Source organism: Pseudomonas paracarnis, assembly GCF_904063055.1.
In the GTDB taxonomy this organism is placed as follows: domain Bacteria; phylum Pseudomonadota; class Gammaproteobacteria; order Pseudomonadales; family Pseudomonadaceae; genus Aquipseudomonas; species Aquipseudomonas paracarnis.
In genome coordinates, this window is record NZ_CAJFCN010000010.1 from 142,425 (window position 1) to 159,708 (window position 17,284).

Sequence of the window (17,284 nt, forward strand, 5' to 3'; positions counted from 1 at the left end):
CAGCGACTTGAGCCTCCCATGAATGCAACCAACGCTCCGATCCTGATCACCGGTGCCGGCCAGCGTGTCGGCCTGCATTGCGCCGAGCGCCTGTTGGATGAAGGCCAAGCCGTGATTTTCAGCTACCGCAGCGAACGCCCCGGCGTGCAGGCGCTGCGTGAGCGCGGTGCCATCGGCGTGTTTGCCGATTTCTCCAGCGAAGCCGGAGTGCTGGCTTTCATTGGCGCAGTGAAAACCCATACTCAAAGCCTGCGAGCAATCATCCACAACGCTTCAGCCTGGGTCGCCGAAACCCCGGGCGACGAAAGCCGTGCCTTTATCGACATGTTCAGCGTGCACATGCTTGCGCCGTACCTGATCAACCTGCATTGTTCACCTTTGCTGCAACGCTCGACACCCGCCGATATCGTGCATATCAGCGACGACGTGGTGCGCAAGGGCAGCCGGCAGCACATCGCCTATGGCGCCACCAAGGCCGGGCTGGACAGCCTCACGTTATCGTTTGCCGCACAGTTCGCGCCGCTGATCAAGGTCAACGGCATCGCACCGGCGATGGTGATGTTCAACGAAGGCGATGACGCGGCCTATCGCGCCAAAGTCCTGGCCAAGTCGGCCCTGGGCATCGAGCCCGGACCCGAGGTGATCTACCAGAGCGTGCGTTACCTGCTGGACAATCCCTATGTCACCGGTACCACCCTGACCGTCAACGGCGGGCGGCATATCAAGTAAGCCGTTTGCGAGGATGTTGTATGACCTTATCCCTGCCCCACCACTACCGCGAGATCCTCAAGGGCCTGGGCGAAGACCCGCAGCGCGAGGGCCTGCTCGACACGCCCAAGCGTGCCGCCAAGGCCATGCAGTACCTGTGTCATGGCTATGAGCAGAACCTGGAAGAAATCGTCAACGGCGCACTGTTCGCGTCCGACAATGACGAGATGGTGATCCTCAAGGACATCGAGTTGTATTCGTTGTGCGAGCATCACCTGCTGCCCTTCATCGGCAAGGCCCATGTGGCCTATATTCCAACCGGCAAGGTGCTGGGCCTGTCAAAACTGGCGCGCATTGTCGACATGTTCGCCCGGCGCCTGCAGATCCAGGAAAACCTCACGCGGCAAATCGCCGACGCCATCCAGGACGTGACCCAGGCCGCCGGCGTGGCGGTGGTGATCGAAGCCAAGCACATGTGCATGATGATGCGCGGCGTGGAGAAACAGAATTCAACCATGAACACCTCGGTGATGCTCGGCGCCTTTCGCGAGTCGAACACCACCCGCATGGAGTTCCTGCAACTGATTGGACGGAGCAAGTAGCAATGCCACAACTTCAACCAGGCATGGCGCGTATCCGGGTCAAGGACCTGTGCCTGCGCACCTTTATCGGCATCAACGAGGACGAAATCCTCAACAAACAGGATGTGCTGATCAACCTGACCATCCTGTATGCCGCCCAGGAAGCCGTGCGTGACAACGACATCGACCACGCCCTGAACTACCGCACCATCACCAAGGCCATCATCGCTCACGTCGAAGGCAATCGCTTTGCCCTGCTGGAGCGCCTGACCCAGGAACTGCTGGACCTGGTGATGAGCAACGAATCGGTGCTGTACGCCGAAGTCGAAGTGGACAAGCCCCACGCGCTGCGCTTTGCCGAGTCGGTTTCGATCACTCTGGCCGCCAGCCGCTGATACTAAGTGAGCCCTATGAACGACCAACAACGCCTCGAACTCGAAGCCGCCGCCTTTCGCCGATTGGTGGCCCACCTGGACAGCCGCAAGGATGTGCAGAATATCGACCTGATGAACCTCGCCGGCTTCTGCCGCAACTGCCTGTCCAAGTGGTACAAGGCCGAGGCCGACGAACGCCAGATCGAGGTCAGCCTCGATGAGGCCCGTGAAGTGGTGTACGGCATGCCGTACGCCGAGTGGAAAGCCCAATACCAGCAAGAAGCCAACGCCGACCAACAGGCCGCGTTTGCCAAAGGAAAGCCTCATGACTGATTTGAACACCCTGCGCGCCAGCCTCAACAGTGGCGAACACCTCTTTGCCGACACCCTGGCGTTCGTCGCGGCCGGTTACAACTACCAGCCGCAAGCTTTCACCAACGGCGGTGTGGAAAACGCTGCCGGACAGAACGAAGGTTCGTGCAAGACCCTGGGTTTGGCGCTGCTGGAAGGGTTGAGTGATAAGGAAGCACTGCTAGCGTTTGGTGAGCATTATCGGTCGGTGGTGGCGACGCCTGAGGGCAGTGACCATGGCAATATCCGAGCGTTGATTGCCCATGGGCTGGCCGCAGTGAAGTTTGCTGAACAGCCTCTGACTCGCCGCTGATTTAATAATCAACCCCGCTCAATGTAGGAACCGGGCTTGCCCGCGAGGGCGGTGGTGACTATCACACCGCTATCGCAGGCAAGCCAGCTCCCACATTTGTTTTGCGGTGTCTCGGCTAGATCGCAGGCATAAAAAAACCGGCTTTCGCCGGTTTTTTCAATTTCACAGGTTTAGAACGAAGCGTCCTTCAAACCGTCGAGGTAACGCTCGGCATCCAGGGCCGCCATGCAACCGGCGCCGGCCGAGGTGATGGCCTGGCGGTAGACGTGGTCTGCCACGTCGCCGGCAGCGAAGATACCTTCGATGTTGGTCGCGGTCGCATTGCCTTCACGGCCACCTTGCACCACCAGGTACCCGTCTTTGGCTTCCAGCACGCCTTCGAACAGCGAGGTGTTCGGGGTGTGGCCGATGGCGATGAACACACCGTCGACTTTCAGCTCGTCGAAGCTGCCGTCGTTGTTTTTCAGACGGGCACCGGTCACACCCATGTTGTCGCCCAGGACTTCATCCAGGGTGGCGTTGAGCTTGAGGATGATCTTGCCTTCGGCGACACGGGCGTGCAGCTTGTCGATCAGGATCTTCTCGGCGCGGAAGGTCTCGCGGCGGTGAACCAGGGTCACGGTGCTGGCGATGTTGGCCAGGTACAGCGCCTCTTCCACAGCAGTGTTGCCACCGCCGACCACGGCAACCGGCTTGTTGCGGTAGAAGAAACCATCGCAAGTGGCGCAGGCCGAAACGCCCTTGCCCATGAACGCTTCTTCCGAAGGCAGGCCCAGGTAACGCGCACTGGCGCCGGTGGCGATGATCAGCGCGTCGCAGGTATACACACCGCTGTCACCGGTCAGGCTGTAAGGCTTTTTCGAGAAGTCGACCTTGTTGATATGGTCGAAGACAATCTCGGTTTCAAAGCGCTCGGCGTGCTCTTTCATCCGCTCCATCAGCACCGGGCCGGTCAAGCCGTGGACATCGCCAGGCCAGTTGTCGACTTCAGTAGTGGTGGTCAACTGACCGCCCGCCTGCATGCCGGTGATCAGCAGCGGCTTGAGATTGGCCCGGGCAGCGTAGACAGCGGCGCTGTAACCGGCAGGGCCGGAACCGAGAATAATCACTCGGGAATGACGGGTATCAGACATGACTCACTCCTACCGACCGCCCAAACCACAGGGCGGCGGGAATAAAAAAGGACCGCGAAGCACTTGGGGAAGGCTTTGACTCGCCAGGTCCTGAAAATAATGGGTGCAGCGTATCGAGGGGGGCAAGATTAAGGAAATACGCATTAACAATCCAGCTCATAGGTGTTCTCTATGTGCGCAATTAAGTTAATCGACACCTTTGTAACCCTGGATGTCGCCTACCTGCCCGCGCTTTCACAACAGGTGCAAAGCCGGTAAGGTCGGCGCGTTCGCCATTTTGCTCGGAGTATTCCATGCCCGCCCCTGCTCTTTCCGGCCCGCAATACCTGCGTGAAGGCCTCAAACTGGTGTTGAGCCCTGGCCTGCGCCTGTTCGTGTTGCTGCCGTTGGCGATCAACCTGGTGCTGTTCGTCGGGTTGATCTATTTCGCCGGCCATCAGTTCAGCCTGTGGGTCGATAGCTTGATGCCGACGCTGCCCCACTGGCTAGGCTTTTTGAATTACCTGTTGTGGCCGCTGTTTGTTGTGCTGGTGGTGCTGATGGTGTTTTTCACGTTCACCATGCTCGCCAATATCATCGCCGCGCCGTTCAACGGGTTTCTCGCCGAGAAGGTCGAGGTCGTGGTACGTGGCACCGACGACTTCCCGCCGTTCAGTTGGACCGAACTGGCCGCCATGGTCCCACGCACCCTGGCGCGGGAGATGCGCAAGCTGGGTTACTTCCTGCCACGTGCCATCGGCCTGTTTATCCTGTCGTTCATCCCGGTGGTCAACCTGATCGCGGCGCCGTTGTGGCTGCTGTTTGGCGTCTGGATGATGGCGATCCAGTACATCGACTACCCGGCCGATAACCATAAGCTGGGCTGGAACGAGATGCTCGCATGGCTGCGCCAGAAACGCTGGCAGAGCATGAGTTTTGGCGGCATTGTCTACCTGGTACTGCTGGTGCCGGTGGTCAACCTGTTGATGATGCCAGCGGCGGTGGCCGGCGCAACGTTGTTCTGGGTGCGTGAACAAGGCGCCGAGGCGATGGCGCAGCAAGCGGTGGCCAAGTCATAAATCCATCATCGCACTGACACAATGGCGACATGGCCCACGCCGACACTGTGGGTCATGACGACAGCCTCGCTTCACATCACCCTCATTACCGAAACCTTCCCGCCGGAAATCAACGGGGTGGCCAATACCCTTGGCCGCCTGTGCGAGGGTTTGCGCTCACGCGGCCATCAGGTCGAACTGGTGCGCCCACGTCAGAACACCGATAAGAGCCGATCAAGTGACGATCAACTGCTGCTGTGCCGCGGCTGGCCATTACCCGGTTACCCAGGGCTGCAATGGGGCCAATCGTCGATGCGAAAACTGCTCCGACGCTGGAGCCGGCAGCGCCCGGATGTGTTGTATATCGCCACCGAAGGGCCGCTGGGATTGTCCGCTTTGCGGGCGGCGCGGCGGTTGGGAATCAGCGTCGTCAGCGGCTTTCATACCAACTTTCAGCAGTATTCGAACCAGTACGGCTTGAGCCTGCTCAGTCGCGTGGTCACCCATTACCTGCGCTGGTTTCACAACCGCTCGAGCCTGACCCTGGTACCGAGCGCCAGTCAGCGTCTGGAACTGGAGCGTCGGCATTTTGAGCGCTTGGGGATGTTGGCCAGAGGCGTCGACAGCCAACTGTTCCACCCCGCCAAACGCGACAGCACTCTGCGCGAACGCTGGGCATTGAATAATGAGCAAATCGCAGTACTGCATGTAGGACGACTGGCTCAGGAAAAGAACCTGGGACTGCTCAAGCGCTGTTTCGAGACCTTGCAAGACAGATACCCACTGCGTCAGATGAAACTGATCATCGTTGGTGATGGGCCGCAACGAGCCATGCTGGAGAAAGACCTTCCCGACGCCATTTTCTGCGGTGCCTTGCGCGGTGAAGAACTGGCTCGTCATTACGCATCCGGCGATGTGTTCCTGTTCCCCAGCCTGACCGAAACATTCGGTAATGTGGTTTTGGAGGCCATGGCTTCAGGACTGGGAGTTGTGGCCTACGACCAGGCAGCCGCCACCCAGCATATTCGTCATGGCTATAACGGGGTGCTGGCGATGCCGGGGGATGAAAATGCGTTTTGCGATGCCGCCAATTGGCTGCTGGAGGACGCAGAAGGTTTACGCCGTATGCGCCTCAATGCCCGTCAACACGCAAGCCGCCAAGGCTGGCCAGCGATTGTCGAGCAATTCGAGCATCAGTTACGTGGGGTGTGCGGGGAGAGTTTTGACCTTCCAACGCAACCTTACGTGCGCTGAACAATCGGTCAATGATCAAACGCATGGCGAGCCTGCTACCGGCCACTCAAGTTTTGCCTGGTATTTAAACCGGGAACCAACGGTTGCGTAACGCCAATCATAGAGACCTGCCGATCAAGCAGGCCCTTTGAATATGGAGATAATGAACAATGCCAATTTATGGAATGGGTGTACGCAATGGCGTCAACATGCCAACCGCGGAGTGGACACGCCAGCAACAATGGCTGGATCAATCCCGTGCAGAACCGCCAACCTACGGCCAGCCTGGGCACAAAGATGGGCTCAAGACTGATCATCACAAAGAGCTGAATAAGCGGCCAGAGTATTAATCACTAAAGCAACAGAACTCCCTGTGCCCCATCACAGGGAGTCCGAGTCCTTACACTAAGGTCGTCAACGCCTCACGACTGAAGGGCAGGATGTCGCCTTCACGCCCTTCGCGCACCTTCACCGCCCAATCCGGGTCCACCAGCAATGCACGGCCCACTGCCACGAGGTCGAACTCATCGTTGTTCAGGCGCTCCAGCAGTTTCTCCAGGCTGGCAGGCTGGGCGACTTTGTCGGTGTTGACCATGAACTGCAGGAACTCGCCATCCAGGCCCACGCTGCCCACCGTGATGGTTGGCTTGCCGGTGAGCTGACGCGTCCAGCCGGCCAGGTTGAGGTCCGAGCCTTCAAATTCCGGCTCCCAGAAACGACGGGTGGAACAGTGGAAAATATCCACGCCAGCGTCAGACAATGGCTTGAGGAACTCACCCAACGCTTCAGGGCTTTGTACCAGGCGCGCGGTGTAGTCCTGCTGCTTCCACTGGGAGAAACGCAAGATGATCGGAAAATCCGGGCCGACAGCGGCGCGGGTCGCCTGGATCAGTTCGATGGCAAAGCGCGAGCGGTTGGCCAGGCTGCCACCGTATTCGTCAGTGCGCTGGTTGCTGCCTTCCCAGAAAAACTGGTCGACGAGGTAGCCGTGGGCACCGTGGATTTCCACGCCGTCCATGCCGATCGCCTGGGCATCCTTGGCCGCTTGGGCGAAGGCGTTGATCACCTGCGTGATGTCCTGTTTGGTCATGCCGTGCACAACGACATTGCCGTCCTTGAGCTTTTCCATCGGGCCATAAGCCGGCACGCTGGCGTCAGGTTCAGTGCCGATACGGCGCACACTGCCCACATGCCACAGTTGCGGGACAATCTTGCCGCCTTCGGCGTGGACTGCATCGACCACTTTCTTCCAGCCGGCCAAGGCGGCTTCACCGTAAAAATGCGGCACGTTGGGGTAGCCGTTGGAGGCTGGGTGCCCGACCACGGTGCCTTCAGTGATGATCAAGCCCACACCGGCAGCGGCACGGCGACGGTAGTACTCAATGACTTTCGAGTTGGGTACGCCACCTGGGGAGAACGAGCGGGTCATGGGCGCCATGACCACGCGGGTCGACAATTGCAATGCACCGAGCTGGAAGGGTTTGAACAAGGCTTGGACGGGCATGGAGCGCTCCACGGCTAAGAAATTTATGACGTGGATAATATGGAGAGCAGAGCGTCTCTCAAAGCACTATTGATCTAAATGATTAAGGTATAGAAGCGCCCGAATACCTGTAGGCGTCAACTCAGGGCTTTTTCGATGGCCTGGATGATGGAGGGATCTTCTGGGGGCGTACGGGGCGAGAAACGCGCAAGTACCCGGCCATCCTTACCCAACAGGAATTTCTCGAAGTTCCAGGTGATATCCCCAGGAAACTCAGCGCCCTCGCCCGCCAGCAAGCGGTACAGCTGGTGCCGATCAGGGCCGTTGACCTCGATCTTGCTGCCCAGTGGAAAGGTCACGCCGTAGTTCAGGCTGCAGAACTGCTGAATCTCCTGCTCGGTGCCGGGCTCCTGGCCTGCAAACTGGTTGCATGGCAAGCCGAGCACTGTGAACCCTTGGTCCCTGTACTGCTGGTAGAGGTTTTCCAGCGCCGCGTATTGCGGGGTCAAACCACATTTGGACGCCACATTCACCACCAGCACGACTTGGCCCTTGAAAGGCGCCAGCGGTAGCGCTTGTCCGTCCAAGGCTTTGAGTTTCAGATCGTGGAAAGCACTCATGACGAACTCCAGATATCCCATGTTCTTTGCATTGCAGCCCTTCGGAGCTTACAACCCGAAAGGCTGCAATCATAGACGCCGGTGACGAAACTCGCCTGCAGGTTACTGAGCGGTCGGCCAGGGCAAAATCGGGATCGCCGTCACCGCATTCTGCGGGCTGCCTTCGATCAAGCGGTCGCTGTAGACCAGATACACCAGGGTGTTGCGCTTCTTGTCGAGGAAACGCACCACCTGCATGGTCTTGAACACCAGCGAGGTGCGCTCCTTGAACACTTCGTCGCCGTCTTTGAGTTCACCCTTGAAGTGGATCGGGCCCACCTGGCGGCAAGCGATCGAGGCCTCGGCACGGTCTTCGGCCAGACCCAGCCCGCCCTTTACCCCGCCGGTCTTGGCGCGGGACAAGTAGCACGTCACGCCATCGACCTTGGGGTCGTCAAACGCTTCAACCACAATCCGGTCGTTGGGGCCGACGAACTTGAACACTGTCGACACCTGGCCGACTTCTTCGGCCGAAGCCAGCAGCGGCATGGCCAACAGCAGGCCGAGCAATCCCTTTATCACGCGCATCGTGTATTTCCTATGGTTAAACCAGGATCAGGTTGTCGCGGTGAACCAGTTCCGGTTCCGCCATATAACCCAAGAGTCCGACAATGGCGTCGGAGGATTGTCCAATAATCTTCTGTGCTTCCAGAGCGCTGTAGTTGGCCAGGCCGCGCGCGATCTCGCGACCGTCTGGCGCAACGCACACCACCATCTCGCCACGGCGGAAGCTGCCCTGTACCAACTTCACACCCACCGGCAGCAGGCTCTTGTTGCCCTGGGACAAGGCCGATACGGCTCCCGCGTCCAACACCAAGGTGCCACGGGTTTGCAGGTGACCGGCCAGCCACTGCTTGCGCGCGGCCAACATGCCGCGTTCCGGCGACAGCAGCGTACCAATGCGCTCACCGGCCTTGAGGCGATCCAGCACGCGCTCCAGGCGCCCGCCGACGATGATGGTGTGGGCACCGGAACGCGCGGCCAGGCGAGCGGCGCGCAGTTTGGTCTGCATGCCACCGCGGCCCAGGGCACCGCCGACACTGCCGGCGACCGCATCCAGCGCCGGGTCGTCGGCGCGGGCTTCGTAGATAAGCTGGGCATCGGGGTTGTTACGCGGGTCGGCGTCGAACATGCCATCGCGGTCGGTGAGGATCACCAACAGGTCGGCCTCTACCAGGTTAGCCACCAGGGCGGCCAGGGTGTCGTTGTCACCGAAGCGGATTTCGTCGGTGACCACGGTGTCGTTCTCGTTGATGACCGGGATGACCTTGAGTTCCACCAGCGCGCGCAAGGTGCTGCGGGCGTTGAGGTAGCGCTTGCGGTCGGACAGGTCGTCGTGGGTCAGCAGCACCTGCGCCGTGTGGCGACCGTGCTCGGCAAAGCTGGACTCCCAGGCTTGCACCAGGCCCATCTGGCCGATGGCGGCAGCGGCTTGCAGTTCGTGCATCGCGCTGGGTCGCGCGGTCCAGCCGAGACGGCTCATCCCGGCGGCAACCGCTCCGGACGACACCAATACCAACTCAACGCCTGCCTCATGCAAGGCCACCATCTGCTCGACCCAGACGCTCATGGCTGCGCGGTCCAGACCCTTGCCATCCGCCGTCAACAGCGCACTGCCGATTTTCACGACCCAGCGCTGCGCACCTGTCACTTTGCTCCGCATCATCTTCAACCTTAGAGTGAGGGCCGCGCGACCCAGCGCTGCCCATAACGTTATACCCGGATACCAAAACGCCGCTCCAGGGAGCGGCGTTCAAGTTTATCGCAACGGATCAGTCACGCACGTAAATGATTTCCGGGCCATCTTCATCATCCACGTCTTCTTCGTCCCAATCATCGTCGCCGATGTCGTGGACTGACTTCACGCCGCTGCGGCGCAGGGCGCGCTGGTCGTCCAGGGCCTGCAACTGGGCACGGGCTTCGTCTTCGATCTGCTGGTCGAGTTCGGCGAGTTCGGCCTTGTACACCGGGTCGGCCGCCAGGCGGTCGGCACGGTCTTCCAGGTAACGCATGATGTCGCGGGTCAGGCGCTCGGTGCCTTCTTTGGCGATGGCCGAGATGACGTAGACCGGGCCTTCCCACTCCAGGCGATCAACGATCTCCTTGACGCGCTCTTCGTGCTCTTCTTCAAGGATCTGGTCGCACTTGTTCAGTACCAACCAGCGATCGCGCTCGGCCAGGGCCGGGCTGAACTTGGTCAGTTCGCTGACGATGACTTCGGCGGCATCGGCGGCACTGGTGTCATCCAGCGGTGCCATGTCGACGAGGTGCAGCAGCAAACGGGTACGGGACAAGTGCTTGAGGAAGCGAATACCCAGACCCGCGCCGTCGGAAGCGCCTTCGATCAAGCCAGGAATGTCGGCGACTACGAAGCTTTTCCAGCGGTCTACGCTGACCACGCCCAGGTTTGGCACCAGGGTCGTGAACGGGTAGTCGGCCACTTTCGGCTTGGCGGCCGATACCGAACGAATGAAGGTACTTTTACCCGCGTTCGGCAGGCCCAGCAGGCCCACGTCCGCCAGTACTTTCATTTCCAGCTTCAGGTCGCGCTGCTCGCCCGGCTTGCCCGGCGTGGTCTGGCGTGGTGCACGGTTGGTACTGGACTTGAATCGGGTGTTACCCAAACCGTGCCAGCCGCCCTGCACAACCATCAGTTTCTGGCCGGCCTTGGTCAGGTCGCCAATCACTTCCTGGGTCGCGGAGTCGATGATCGTGGTGCCGACCGGTACGCGCAGTACCAGGTCTTCACCTTTTTTACCGGTGCAGTCGGTGCTGCCGCCGTTGGAGCCACGCTCGGCATCGAAGTGCCGGGTGTAACGGTAGTCGACCAGGGTGTTGAGGTTTTCGTCGGCCATCATGTAGATGGAACCGCCGTCACCGCCGTCACCGCCGTTCGGGCCACCGTTTTCGATGAATTTTTCGCGACGGAAACTCATGCAACCGTTACCGCCGTCGCCTGCTTTTACTCGGATGGAAACTTCATCAACGAACTTCATAACAAAACGCCTCTCGCCGCATGGACGAGCTTAAGAAACCAAGACATAAGACTCTTGCAAAAATGAGCGCAGCGACCTCAATCAGCGACCGCAAACCAGCGCCTGAGCTCATCACAGACAGCTTTGCAAGAGACTCACTCCACAAACGAAAAAGCCCCGTCGCAAGACAGGGCTTTTCCAGCGATCTCGCAATTAAGCTGCGACAACGCTCACGTAACGGCGGTTGAACGCGCCCTTTACTTCGAACTTGATCACGCCTTCGATTTTAGCGAAGAGGGTGTGATCTTTACCCATGCCAACACCGTAACCGGCGTGGAATTGGGTGCCGCGCTGACGCACGATGATGTTGCCCGGAATGATTTTCTGGCCGCCATACATCTTCACGCCAAGGCGTTTGGCTTCTGAGTCGCGACCGTTACGGGTACTACCACCAGCTTTTTTGTGTGCCATGAGTCAATTCTCCTAGTGAGGAATTAGGCTGAAATTAAGCCTGAATACCGGTGATTTTGATCTCGGTGTACCACTGGCGGTGGCCCATACGCTTCATGTGGTGCTTACGACGACGGAACTTGATGATGCGGACTTTATCGTGACGACCTTGGGAGATCACTTCAGCCACAACGGTAGCGCCAGCAACAACTGGAGCGCCGATGTTCACGTCATCGCCATTGGCGACCAACAGAACGCGATCAAAAGTAACGGATTCGCCAGTAGCGACTTCCAATTTCTCGATCTTCAGGTATTCACCTGGGGCGACTTTGTATTGCTTGCCACCAGTAACAATTACTGCGTACGACATGGTATTTCTCCGATAATCCTGCTCACCCAGCGCTTTATAAGAAGAGGTATTGGCTGGCATGGCTGCATGGGATGGACGTCCCGAATGCAATTGCGTAAGGCAGGTGCTGCCCAGGAAGTTCAGGGTGCGCGATTGTACGCAAGCTATGGGAGGCTTGCAAGGGGCCGTCTATCGCGCCTTGACACCCGGGGGTCAGGGTCCTAGCATGCCGCGCAACCCTTCTGGAGCGACTGTCGCTGATGCAACCCCAAGCTTTCTACCGCGCGGTCGCGGACGATTTTAGCGCCGTCGACGGCATCATCAAACAGCAGCTGACGTCTAAAGTGCCGCTGGTCTCCAAAATTGGCGACTATATTACGTCGGCGGGCGGCAAACGCCTGCGTCCTTTATTAGTGTTGCTGTGCGGCAAGGCCCTGGGCCGCCAAGGCGATGACCTGCGCCTGCTGGCCGCCACGATCGAATTCCTGCACACCGCCACCTTGCTGCATGATGACGTGGTCGACATGTCCGGCATGCGCCGTGGTCGCGAGACTGCAAACGCGATGTGGGGCAATGCGCCCAGCGTGTTGGTGGGCGACTTCCTGTATTCGCGCTCGTTCGAAATGATGGTCGAGCTGGGCTCGATGCCGGTGATGAAGATTCTTTCACAGGCCACGCGCATCATCGCCGAAGGCGAAGTGTTGCAGCTGTCCAAGGTGCGCGACGCCAGCACCACCGAAGAAACCTATATGGAAGTAATTCGCGGCAAAACCGCGATGCTCTTCGAAGCCTCTACCCACAGTGCTGCCGCGCTGTGTGGCGCCACCGCCGAACAGGCCGAAGCCCTGCGTACCTTTGGTGATCATCTGGGCGTGGCGTTCCAACTGGTGGATGACCTGCTCGACTACAAGGGCGACGCCGAAACCCTGGGCAAGAACGTCGGTGACGACCTGGCCGAGGGCAAGCCGACCTTGCCGCTGATCTACACCATGCGCGAAGGCACGCCGGAACAGGCCGCCTTGGTGCGCAAGGCGATCCAGAAAGGCGGGATCGAAGACCTGGAAGCCATCCGTGCCGCTGTAGAAGCTTCGGGTTCCCTGGAGTACACCGCGCAACTGGCGCGTGACTACGTGGCGCGGGCGATCACATGCCTGCAAGCGCTGCCGGCCAGTGAATACCGGGATGCCCTGGTTGAGCTGAGTGAGTTTGCGGTCGCCCGTACTCACTGATTCCGCGCTGTTTGATGTGGGAGCTGGCTTGCCTGCGATGACTGGAGTGAACTCACTGCCGCTATCGCAGGCAAGCCAGCTCCCACATTAGGACGAGTCCAACCCCATCCGCGTTTAAAACCCTATATAATGTGCGACTTTTAGCCATCCCTGACTTTCTAGGAGCTTTAGTGAGCACGTTGCCTCCCTGCCCGAAATGCAATTCCGAATACACCTACGAAGACGGCGCCCAGCTGATCTGCCCGGAATGCGCCCATGAATGGTCCGCCACTGGCGAGGCCGAAGTGGCTGGTGATGAAACCGTGAAGAAAGACGCTGTGGGCAATGTCCTGCAGGACGGCGACACCATCACCGTGATCAAGGACCTCAAGGTCAAGGGCACTTCCCTGGTGGTCAAGGTCGGCACCAAGGTCAAGAACATCCGCCTGTGCGACGGCGACCACGATATCGACTGCAAGATCGACGGGATCGGCCCGATGAAACTCAAGTCCGAGTTCGTACGCAAAGTCTGATCCTGCTGCATTCCATCCCGCGCCCGCCGCGGGATGGCGTTTCGCCCTCTGCGTTGATCGAACGCAATACCCACACAGAAAAACCCAGAAACTGCCAATAGACGCTTGCTATTCTACGAATAAGAATTATTCTCATTGAAACCCATCAAGGAGAACGACCATGACTTATTTGATAGATGCCTGGCTGGATCGCCCCCACCCTTACCTGCGAATCCTGCATCGGGAAACCGGTGAAGTCTGTGCGGTGCTTGAGGAAGAAGCGCTGAACGAGCTACAGGACCAAGGCGATCTGGACGTGAATGGCCTGAGTTCCAGTGAGCCTGGGGTGCTGAAGGAGGTGGTAAGGAATCTGTTTCTGTTCTGCTATGCACGAGCGTTGCGCCCGGCGACCGACTTGAATGGCAAGTTCCATCCATGAAGAAACTGGCAAATGCCTGTTGGGGCGAACGCGTTCGTCCCAACAGGTAATCAGCAGGTCTTACAGAACGTCGAGCAGCTCGACGTCGAATACCAGAACGCTGTGCGGCGGGATGCTGCCAACGCCTTGAGCGCCGTAAGCCAGTTCGCTCGGCACGTACAGGCGCCATTTGCTGCCGGCATTCATCAGTTGCAGGGCTTCGGTCCAGCCGGCGATCACGCCACCCACCGGGAATTCCGCAGGTTGGCCGCGCTCGTAGGAACTGTCGAACACAGTGCCGTCGATCAGGGTACCGTGGTAGTGGGTGCGCACTTGGTCTTCACGGGTCGGCTTCGCGCCGGTACCGGCGGTCAGCACTTCAAATTGCAGGCCGGAAGCCAGGGTGGTGATGCCATCACGCTTGGCGTTTTCTGCCAGGAAAGCCAGGCCAGCGCCCGCAGCAGCTTCAGCCTTGGCAGCGGCTTCGGCTTGCATGATTTCGCGGATCACTTTGAAGCTGGCTGCCATTTGCTCTTGGTCAACACGGCTTGGCTGGCCTGCAAACGCGTCGGTCAGACCGGCCAGGATTGCGTCCAGGCTCACGCCCGGTGGCGGGTTGTCGCGCAGTTGGTCGCCCAACTGACGGCCGATACCGTAGCTGACGCGGGTTTCGTCGGTGGACAGATTAACTTCGGACATGAAGAGGCTCCGCTGTAGGACACCACGGTTTCCCGCGCTGCCCAGAACTAAAAGGGCCCGCAGACTAGCACACAAGAGCGGCCCATGATCAGCCCCACCCCGGCATCGCCTTAGCGTGCCGATGACCCTTCGTCGCCCGGCAATAAAAGTATTTCAGAATTGTCCCTTGCCGCCGATACAGCCCTACACATCTTGGCTGGCTCAAACAACAACACACCGTCCAGCAGACAGACATCACTCTTCAAGGAGCTTTCGATGAACAGCTGGTTCGGTAACATCAGCGTCAATCTCAAACTCGGCCTGGGCTTCGGCCTGGTGTTGGTCCTCACTTCAGTCCTGGCGCTCACGGGCTGGACCAGCCTCGGCGGCTTGATCGACCGTAGCAATTGGATGAGCGATATCACCCAGCTCAACGCCTCGCTGACCAAGCTGCGCATCGTGCGCTTGCAATACATGCTGGCCAATGGCGACGAAGCCGTGGCGCAGAACGTACAGACCAGCCTCGATGCCTTCGCCGCTCAGCAACAGAAGCTGCTGGATAGCTTCAAGAGCCCGGAAAACCTCAAGCTGCTCAATGACCAGAAAGCCGTCATTACCGCCTACCGCCAGTCCTTGAACAAAATGCGCGAGGCCTACCGCAATGGCAACGCTGCGCGCGACGTCATGGGCGCCAAGGCCGATATCGCCAACGCGCAAATCAATGCGCTGCAAACCAGTGTGCAACAGGCGCCGGATAGCCCGGAACGCTTCACGCAATTTCTGGCCGTGACCCAAGCCAAGAATGAGTTCCAGCAAGCTCGCTACGAAGTGCGCGGCTATACCAATAGTCCCAACGCAGAAACCGAAGCCCGCGCTGCGGCGCAACTGGAAAAAGCCGTCGCCGGTTTGAAGGACCTCAGCGCGGCGTTCGGTACCGGTCAGCAAAGCGCATTGTCGGCCCTGGAAACCGCCCTCGGTGCCTACCGCAGCGCCGTGCAGAGCTACAAGGCAGCCAACGCCAACATCGTCACCGCCCGCGCCGAAATGACCACCCAGGGCGCCGATATCGTGACCATCAGCGACAAGCTGTACGACATTCAACTGGAACGTCGCGACGCTGAAAGCACCCAGGCCCGCAGCCTGCAATTGATCAGCACCTTGCTGGCTTTGCTGGTTGGCGTAATTGCCGCCTGGGTCATCACCCGACAGATCACCCGCCCGATCCAGGACACCCTGGCGGTGGTAGAGCGCATCGCTTCGGGCGACTTGAGCCACAACATCCAGGTAACCCGCCGTGATGAGCTGGGCGTGCTGCAACAAGGCATCCAGCGCATGGGCACGACCCTGCGCGAGTTGATCAGCGGCATCCGCGATGGCGTGACCCAGATCGCCAGCGCCGCTGAAGAGCTATCGGCCGTAACCGAGCAAACCAGCGCCGGGGTAAACAGCCAGAAGATCGAGACCGATCAGGTCGCCACCGCCATGCATGAAATGACCGCCACCGTGCAGGAAGTTGCGCGCAATGCCGAGCAGGCGTCCCAAGCCGCCTCCGACGCCGACGGCCAGGCCCGCGAAGGCGACAAGGTGGTGGCCGAAGCCATCGCCCAGATCGAACGCCTGGCGGCTGAAGTCGCCCGCTCTACCGACGCCATGACGCACCTGCAACAAGAGAGCAACAAGATCGGCAGCGTGATGGACGTAATCAAGGCGGTGGCCGAACAGACCAACCTGCTGGCCCTGAACGCCGCGATTGAAGCCGCGCGTGCCGGTGAGGCCGGGCGTGGCTTCGCGGTGGTCGCCGACGAAGTACGCGGCCTGGCCCAGCGTACACAGAAATCCACCGAGGAAATCGAAGGCCTGGTGGCCGGCTTGCAGAACGGCACCCAACAAGTGGCCAGCGTGATGAACAACAGCCGCAGCCTCACCGACAGCAGCGTCGAACTGACGCGCAAGGCTGGGGTATCCCTGGAAAACATCACCCGCACCGTGTCGAATATCCAGTCGATGAACCAGCAGATTGCAGCGGCCGCCGAACAGCAAAGCGCCGTGGCGGAAGAGATCAGCCGCAGTATCGTGAATGTGCGGGATGTGTCCGAGCAGACCGCGACTGCCAGTGATGAGACGGCCAAGTCGAGTGTGGAACTGGCTCGATTGGGTAGCCAGTTACAGCAGATGGTCAGTCATTTCCGGGTTTAAAAAACCAAAAAAAGCCGCCTCAATTTAAGCCGAGGCGGCTCCACTTCTCAGACCTTATTGATCATCAAAGCTGTCCCGCAGGAATGTCCACACGTGATAAACACGTAAAGCATTCACTACGAGGTTCCACGTACGTCGTGCAAACTTAGACATACTCGGCCCTCCTAGAGTTGGGCCTTACCTCCAGCGCACTTACCGGAACACGTGAGCCTTTGGACGCGGGTCAATGCGTCCTTTGAGGTGGCCGGGCTAGTAGGCCTTCCGCATCAATCCGGCACGGATTACTAGCCCGTGGCGGTCAGTCCAGAATTCGCGCGCGTACCCGGCCCCCCAAAAGCGACAAACGCAGAACGGGGAAGATCCTAACCAACATTCCCGTCTAAGGTGTGTCTAACAGTGGTCAAATATCCAGTATCGCCGATAGATTCATTGCAAGCTTTTGCAGTCAAAATCAGGCAAGAGAAGATGCCTAAAGGATCCATGCCGGCCATCGTTCCGTCTTGCGTGACGACGTGACCGGCAGTTAGTATCCACCTGCGGGTCAATGCGTCCTTTGAGATAGCAAACCCCAGCCACTCACTGGGTTTGCAATAAAAAACCGCCCTACTAAGGCGGTTTTTTTTTGC

At 59.3% G+C, this 17,284-nt stretch carries 20 protein-coding genes and 1 pseudogene; 12 read left to right on the plus strand and 9 right to left on the minus strand.

Features of this window, described 5'->3' with window-relative positions:
- Positions 1–18 precede the first annotated feature (18 nt).
- The 5 genes from folM to JMV15_RS20885 are packed head-to-tail and all read left to right on the plus strand — an operon-like array spanning position 19 to position 2,327.
- Positions 19–729, plus strand: coding sequence for a dihydromonapterin reductase (gene folM, locus JMV15_RS20865; RefSeq protein WP_014719881.1), 711 nt, complete (start codon positions 19–21; stop codon positions 727–729).
- A 20-nt stretch (positions 730–749) separates the two neighbouring features.
- Positions 750–1,310, plus strand: a complete 561-nt coding sequence (folE, locus tag JMV15_RS20870; RefSeq protein ID WP_003194072.1) for a GTP cyclohydrolase I FolE — start codon at positions 750–752, stop codon at positions 1,308–1,310.
- Between the two features lie 2 nt (positions 1,311–1,312).
- A complete protein-coding gene (folX, locus tag JMV15_RS20875) occupies positions 1,313–1,684 on the plus strand; it encodes a dihydroneopterin triphosphate 2'-epimerase (protein WP_003194073.1) in 372 nt (123 codons plus the stop codon).
- 15 nt (positions 1,685–1,699) lie between these two features.
- Complete coding sequence (locus JMV15_RS20880; RefSeq protein WP_014719882.1) at positions 1,700–1,996, plus strand: DUF1244 domain-containing protein; 297 nt, start codon at positions 1,700–1,702, stop codon at positions 1,994–1,996.
- Positions 1,989–2,327 carry a HopJ type III effector protein gene (locus tag JMV15_RS20885; protein ID WP_014719883.1) on the plus strand — a complete coding sequence of 113 codons (339 nt, stop codon included), beginning with the start codon at positions 1,989–1,991 and terminating at the stop codon, positions 2,325–2,327. The genes JMV15_RS20880 and JMV15_RS20885 overlap by 8 nt, the downstream gene beginning before the upstream one ends.
- A 170-nt stretch (positions 2,328–2,497) precedes the next feature.
- Here JMV15_RS20885 and trxB read toward each other — a convergent pair whose 3' ends face one another.
- Positions 2,498–3,460 (minus strand): thioredoxin-disulfide reductase, encoded by a 963-nt coding sequence (gene trxB / locus JMV15_RS20890; protein ID WP_003194076.1) that lies wholly within the window; start codon positions 3,458–3,460, stop codon positions 2,498–2,500.
- 293 nt (positions 3,461–3,753) lie between these two features.
- On the opposite strand from trxB, the gene cysZ reads away from it, so the two are divergent.
- Positions 3,754–4,518: a sulfate transporter CysZ gene (gene cysZ / locus JMV15_RS20895; protein ID WP_014719884.1), complete on the plus strand. Its 765-nt coding sequence runs from the start codon at positions 3,754–3,756 to the stop codon at positions 4,516–4,518.
- A 54-nt stretch (positions 4,519–4,572) separates the two neighbouring features.
- A complete protein-coding gene (locus JMV15_RS20900; protein WP_019817477.1) occupies positions 4,573–5,751 on the plus strand; it encodes a glycosyltransferase family 4 protein in 1,179 nt (392 codons plus the stop codon).
- Positions 5,752–6,130: 379 nt separating this feature from the next.
- On the opposite strand, the gene JMV15_RS20905 is transcribed toward JMV15_RS20900, so the two are convergent.
- From JMV15_RS20905 to rplU, 7 genes are all read right to left on the minus strand, one after another.
- Positions 6,131–7,234 carry an NADH:flavin oxidoreductase gene (locus JMV15_RS20905; RefSeq protein ID WP_014719887.1) on the minus strand — a complete coding sequence of 368 codons (1,104 nt, stop codon included), beginning with the start codon at positions 7,232–7,234 and terminating at the stop codon, positions 6,131–6,133.
- Between the two features lie 116 nt (positions 7,235–7,350).
- Positions 7,351–7,833 (minus strand): glutathione peroxidase, encoded by a 483-nt coding sequence (locus tag JMV15_RS20910; protein WP_014719888.1) that lies wholly within the window; start codon positions 7,831–7,833, stop codon positions 7,351–7,353.
- A 102-nt stretch (positions 7,834–7,935) separates the two neighbouring features.
- Positions 7,936–8,400, minus strand: coding sequence for a CreA family protein (locus tag JMV15_RS20915; RefSeq protein ID WP_014719889.1), 465 nt, complete (start codon positions 8,398–8,400; stop codon positions 7,936–7,938).
- A gap of 16 nt (positions 8,401–8,416) precedes the next feature.
- Positions 8,417–9,535 carry a glutamate 5-kinase gene (gene proB / locus JMV15_RS20920; RefSeq protein ID WP_019817476.1) on the minus strand — a complete coding sequence of 373 codons (1,119 nt, stop codon included), beginning with the start codon at positions 9,533–9,535 and terminating at the stop codon, positions 8,417–8,419.
- Positions 9,536–9,644: 109 nt separating this feature from the next.
- Positions 9,645–10,868, minus strand: coding sequence for an Obg family GTPase CgtA (gene cgtA, locus JMV15_RS20925; RefSeq protein WP_003194084.1), 1,224 nt, complete (start codon positions 10,866–10,868; stop codon positions 9,645–9,647).
- A 192-nt stretch (positions 10,869–11,060) separates the two neighbouring features.
- Entirely contained in the window at positions 11,061–11,318 is a 258-nt protein-coding gene (gene rpmA, locus JMV15_RS20930) for a 50S ribosomal protein L27 (RefSeq protein ID WP_003176049.1), read from the minus strand.
- Between the two features lie 34 nt (positions 11,319–11,352).
- Positions 11,353–11,667 carry a 50S ribosomal protein L21 gene (gene rplU / locus JMV15_RS20935; protein ID WP_007950961.1) on the minus strand — a complete coding sequence of 105 codons (315 nt, stop codon included), beginning with the start codon at positions 11,665–11,667 and terminating at the stop codon, positions 11,353–11,355.
- Positions 11,668–11,906: 239 nt separating this feature from the next.
- Here rplU and JMV15_RS20940 point away from each other — a divergent pair, with 239 nt between their 5' ends.
- The 3 genes from JMV15_RS20940 to JMV15_RS20950 all read left to right on the plus strand — a co-directional run bounded on the left by JMV15_RS20940 (position 11,907) and on the right by JMV15_RS20950 (position 13,805).
- Entirely contained in the window at positions 11,907–12,875 is a 969-nt protein-coding gene (locus tag JMV15_RS20940) for a polyprenyl synthetase family protein (protein WP_014719891.1), read from the plus strand.
- Positions 12,876–13,045: 170 nt separating this feature from the next.
- Positions 13,046–13,387, plus strand: a complete 342-nt coding sequence (locus JMV15_RS20945; protein WP_014719892.1) for a zinc ribbon domain-containing protein YjdM — start codon at positions 13,046–13,048, stop codon at positions 13,385–13,387.
- A 160-nt stretch (positions 13,388–13,547) separates the two neighbouring features.
- Positions 13,548–13,805: a PA4570 family protein gene (locus JMV15_RS20950; protein WP_005791321.1), complete on the plus strand. Its 258-nt coding sequence runs from the start codon at positions 13,548–13,550 to the stop codon at positions 13,803–13,805.
- A gap of 60 nt (positions 13,806–13,865) precedes the next feature.
- Here the strand turns inward: JMV15_RS20950 and JMV15_RS20955 are convergent, their stop codons facing one another.
- Entirely contained in the window at positions 13,866–14,483 is a 618-nt protein-coding gene (locus JMV15_RS20955; protein ID WP_014719893.1) for an FKBP-type peptidyl-prolyl cis-trans isomerase, read from the minus strand.
- Positions 14,484–14,873: 390 nt separating this feature from the next.
- Here JMV15_RS20955 and JMV15_RS28785 point away from each other — a divergent pair.
- A pseudogene (locus JMV15_RS28785) lies at positions 14,874–15,803 on the plus strand (methyl-accepting chemotaxis protein); the annotation flags it as partial.
- On the plus strand, positions 15,795–16,658 hold the full coding sequence (locus JMV15_RS28790) for a methyl-accepting chemotaxis protein (RefSeq protein ID WP_370706066.1): 864 nt from the start codon (positions 15,795–15,797) through the stop codon (positions 16,656–16,658). The pseudogene JMV15_RS28785 and the gene JMV15_RS28790, both read left to right, overlap by 9 nt.
- The last annotated feature ends 626 nt before the right edge of the window (positions 16,659–17,284 follow it).

Excerpts from the sequence above, each read along its gene's own strand:
- folM (WP_014719881.1), top strand. The coding sequence starts at position 19 with ATGAATGCAACCAACGCTCCGATCCTGATCACCGGTGCCGGCCAGCGT.
- folE (WP_003194072.1), top strand. The coding sequence starts at position 750 with ATGACCTTATCCCTGCCCCACCACTACCGCGAGATCCTCAAGGGCCTG.
- folX (WP_003194073.1), top strand. The coding sequence starts at position 1,313 with ATGCCACAACTTCAACCAGGCATGGCGCGTATCCGGGTCAAGGACCTG.
- JMV15_RS20880 (WP_014719882.1), top strand. The coding sequence starts at position 1,700 with ATGAACGACCAACAACGCCTCGAACTCGAAGCCGCCGCCTTTCGCCGA.
- JMV15_RS20885 (WP_014719883.1), top strand. The coding sequence starts at position 1,989 with ATGACTGATTTGAACACCCTGCGCGCCAGCCTCAACAGTGGCGAACAC.
- trxB (WP_003194076.1), bottom strand. The coding sequence starts at position 3,460 with ATGTCTGATACCCGTCATTCCCGAGTGATTATTCTCGGTTCCGGCCCT.
- cysZ (WP_014719884.1), top strand. The coding sequence starts at position 3,754 with ATGCCCGCCCCTGCTCTTTCCGGCCCGCAATACCTGCGTGAAGGCCTC.
- JMV15_RS20900 (WP_019817477.1), top strand. The coding sequence starts at position 4,573 with ATGACGACAGCCTCGCTTCACATCACCCTCATTACCGAAACCTTCCCG.
- JMV15_RS20905 (WP_014719887.1), bottom strand. The coding sequence starts at position 7,234 with ATGCCCGTCCAAGCCTTGTTCAAACCCTTCCAGCTCGGTGCATTGCAA.
- JMV15_RS20910 (WP_014719888.1), bottom strand. The coding sequence starts at position 7,833 with ATGAGTGCTTTCCACGATCTGAAACTCAAAGCCTTGGACGGACAAGCG.
- JMV15_RS20915 (WP_014719889.1), bottom strand. The coding sequence starts at position 8,400 with ATGCGCGTGATAAAGGGATTGCTCGGCCTGCTGTTGGCCATGCCGCTG.
- proB (WP_019817476.1), bottom strand. The coding sequence starts at position 9,535 with ATGCGGAGCAAAGTGACAGGTGCGCAGCGCTGGGTCGTGAAAATCGGC.
- cgtA (WP_003194084.1), bottom strand. The coding sequence starts at position 10,868 with ATGAAGTTCGTTGATGAAGTTTCCATCCGAGTAAAAGCAGGCGACGGC.
- rpmA (WP_003176049.1), bottom strand. The coding sequence starts at position 11,318 with ATGGCACACAAAAAAGCTGGTGGTAGTACCCGTAACGGTCGCGACTCA.
- rplU (WP_007950961.1), bottom strand. The coding sequence starts at position 11,667 with ATGTCGTACGCAGTAATTGTTACTGGTGGCAAGCAATACAAAGTCGCC.
- JMV15_RS20940 (WP_014719891.1), top strand. The coding sequence starts at position 11,907 with ATGCAACCCCAAGCTTTCTACCGCGCGGTCGCGGACGATTTTAGCGCC.
- JMV15_RS20950 (WP_005791321.1), top strand. The coding sequence starts at position 13,548 with ATGACTTATTTGATAGATGCCTGGCTGGATCGCCCCCACCCTTACCTG.
- JMV15_RS20955 (WP_014719893.1), bottom strand. The coding sequence starts at position 14,483 with ATGTCCGAAGTTAATCTGTCCACCGACGAAACCCGCGTCAGCTACGGT.
- JMV15_RS28790 (WP_370706066.1), top strand. The coding sequence starts at position 15,795 with ATGGGCACGACCCTGCGCGAGTTGATCAGCGGCATCCGCGATGGCGTG.